General features: G+C 65.6%; 2 protein-coding genes and 1 pseudogene. 1 reads left to right on the top strand and 2 read right to left on the bottom strand.

The features are described 5' to 3' along the window. Nucleotides 1–10: 10 nt before the first annotated feature. Nucleotides 11–238 carry a hypothetical protein gene (locus tag ACNA7R_RS19970; RefSeq protein WP_416285292.1) on the bottom strand — a complete coding sequence of 76 codons (228 nt, stop codon included), beginning with the start codon at nucleotides 236–238 and terminating at the stop codon, nucleotides 11–13. Between the two features lie 229 nt (nucleotides 239–467). Between ACNA7R_RS19970 and ACNA7R_RS19965 the strand changes: the two are divergent. Further along, nucleotides 468–602: pseudogene (locus ACNA7R_RS19965) on the top strand (phage repressor protein); the annotation flags it as partial. A gap of 200 nt (nucleotides 603–802) precedes the next feature. Here the strand turns inward: ACNA7R_RS19965 and ACNA7R_RS19960 are convergent. After that, on the bottom strand, nucleotides 803–2,674 hold a 1,872-nt coding region (locus ACNA7R_RS19960; protein WP_416285291.1), incomplete at its 5' end, for a peptidase M14.

The raw sequence follows: 2,674 nt of genomic DNA, 5'->3' as shown, positions 1-2,674 counted from the left end.
CCGACACAGCTTATCGCTCCTCTCGCGTTTCGCGAACGGCGGAGACGATCTCCTCGGTCTCAACTCCGTCGCCGACTTTCTCCCGAAGCGCGGCTGCATCCCTGCGGAGTTTCTCCCGCCGACGTTCGACTAACTCTTCCTCGAGGGCGTTCCGGATGACCTCGCTGACGTTGATATCCTCCTCCTCGATGTCCTCTTTCATCTCGTCGGGGATTTTTGCTGAGACTGTCGACGTCATATGGTTCGGTAGTACGATATCGTATTACAAAAGACTTCTCTCAGACAGTATTACTACTCCGCAGTACTCGTGTTCCTCGAGCCCCGTGCTACTGGCTCGAGTGGGATCCGTGTGAGCAAGAAATGCAGAACACTATTCCTTCGCTCCAAATTCGCTCTCGGCCGCGACGGCTCCGTCTCACCGACGTCGACGGGTTCGACGTCCCCGAAGGCGCTTGTGCTGGTAGCCGCCACTGTATCGGAACCTGAACCGTCACGGTCACGAGATCGGGTACTCGATCGTTCGACAGCGACTGCGGGAGCTGGAGTTGCGCGATCTGCTCGAGGGCGTCGATGAGGCTGAACGCTACCGGGTTCGTTCAAAGCGGCGTCTTCCGCCGAGGAGCAGGGTGTGCTCGAGGGGGTGGCCCACTCCGAAAGCTCCTGGGAACGTGCGCGCCTCGATCGCTCGTTCCACCCGCTCGCTGCGGTGCTCGCTCCGCGAGACCCCGTCTCGTGAGTCCTCGCGAACGGAGTGTGCGAGAGCGTCGCGGGTCCCGCGTCCGCGAGCCCGTCGGCGGCGCCCCTATCGAACCTCGCCCCAGGTACCGACCAGTTCGTCCTCGACGAACCGGCGTTGTTGGAACCCGAGTGCGTTACAGAGCATCGTGTGGCCCATAAAGGAGACGGCGTAGTCCGCCATCCCGAACGGGTGGAGCTCGCGCTGGTTCGCCGGCGGCAGGACCGAGCCGATGACGTTGATCTCGGAGTCACCTGCCGAGAGGGAGCCGGCCGCGACGCCCCCCGTATCGGCTTCCATTCGACCGGCGATCTCGCCGCCGGCGGCCTCGAACGCGTCGTCGTCGATGACCGTCGCCGGCTGATCGTTCGTGTTCGGCACGTAGCCGACCTGCGGGCTCTTCCAGATCTCGAACTGGAGATCCCTGATCCCGTCGAGCAGGTAGTGATCGAAGTTCCGATCGGTCAGGTTCGCGATCCCGACTTCGACGGTCTGTATGTCGTCATCGGAGATGTCCGCCGCGTCGCCGGCGTCGAGCGCATCGAGCAGATAGAGCCCCGTATCGGTGAGCACGAGGTCGCCGCCAGCCTCGACGAACGCCTCGATTTCCGCGATGTACTGCTCGTCGTCGCGACCGTCGTCGTGGGCGATTACCAGCTTGTCGTAGTGGCGTTGCCCGGAGTTGCCCCGGAGCAGGCGGCCGATACGAACGTCGTGAACGCGCAGCCCGTCCATGTCGCCGTCCTCGAGGTGCGGCTCGAGGTCGTCGAAGAACTGCATCGGGTTGACGACGTACTCCGTCTGCGAGTAACCGAAGGCCTCCTCGGGGTCGGGGTGGTCCGCGTCGGTCTCGACGGTGACGAACTCGGCGTCGATGTCGCCCTCTCCCTCGAACTCGATCGACCAGTCGCCGGCGCCGGGGTTTGGCACGTAGAAGCTCCGGTCGTCACCGTCGGCGAGGTCGATCTCGCGGACGACCTGTCCGCCGGGGTTCACGAGTTGGACGGTGCCCTCCTCGAGGTCCGCCGCGTCGACCTGGACGGCCAGCGAGTGGGTGCGGTCTTCGGCGGGCGCCGAACTGCGGCCCCCGGGGCCGGGCTGGACCGTCCCATGGCGGCGCTGGACCTGGGTCGCCCGGTCCTGGCCCTGTCCCCGACCTTGTCCGGGACTCTCGTCGGTGTGCGAGAGGTCCGCCGACCGGCGCGTCAGCTCGTCCGTCGTGACGTAGGCGGTATCCTGGTCGCCGGTAGCCACCGTCGCGTCGGTGCTCGCGGCCGTCAGTTGGGCGAACTCGCGCTGGGACAGGTAGTAGGCGGTCTCGAGGTGGCGCTCGATGTAGGGCCGCCAGTTGGTCGCGTCCCGCATCCCCAGTTCGGGAGCAACCGTGATGGCGCCGAGGCCGCCGAACTCCTCGGGCTGGCCGGCCCAGCCGAGCAGCCCGCCGGTGATGTTGTAGCCCAGCGAGTCGTAGATCGAGCCGTAGTCGAACAGGGTGTCCGGGACGTAGTTCGAACGCCAAGTCGTGTCCGCACCGGCTCGAATGGTATCGTCGGCGATCGCATCGGGACTCCCCCAGTACTCCTCCATCGCGGCACCGATCCGACGGTTGACCTCCTCTAGGTTGTGGGTGCCGTCGTGGTCGTAGGCGGCGTTCGACTCGAGGTTCAGCACCATCTGGTTCGCCCAGCCCATCATGTGGTAGTCACAGAGGTACTCGACGTTGTCGTACCCCCGAAGGTGGGCAACGGTCGCCAGCGCGTCGGGAACGACGTCGTCGTAGCCGACGTCGTAGCCGGGGCGGACGTCGGGCTCGTTGCCGGCGTCGGCGGGCCAGAACGACGGGTTCGCCCAGCCGATCGTCGGATACTGACGGTTGGTGTCGACCAGCGATGCGTTGCCCCGGTAGTGCGAGAGCTGCTGGGGGCTGAAGTGTTCGGG

The sequence above is a fragment of the Natronococcus sp. genome, from assembly GCF_047921035.1.
Taxonomy (GTDB): domain Archaea; phylum Halobacteriota; class Halobacteria; order Halobacteriales; family Natrialbaceae; genus Natronococcus.
This window is presented reverse-complemented; position numbering and strand designations above follow the sequence as displayed.

Coding starts and splice junctions, on each gene's coding strand:
- ACNA7R_RS19970 (WP_416285292.1), bottom strand. CDS start 238: ATGACGTCGACAGTCTCAGCAAAAATCCCCGACGAGATGAAAGAGGAC.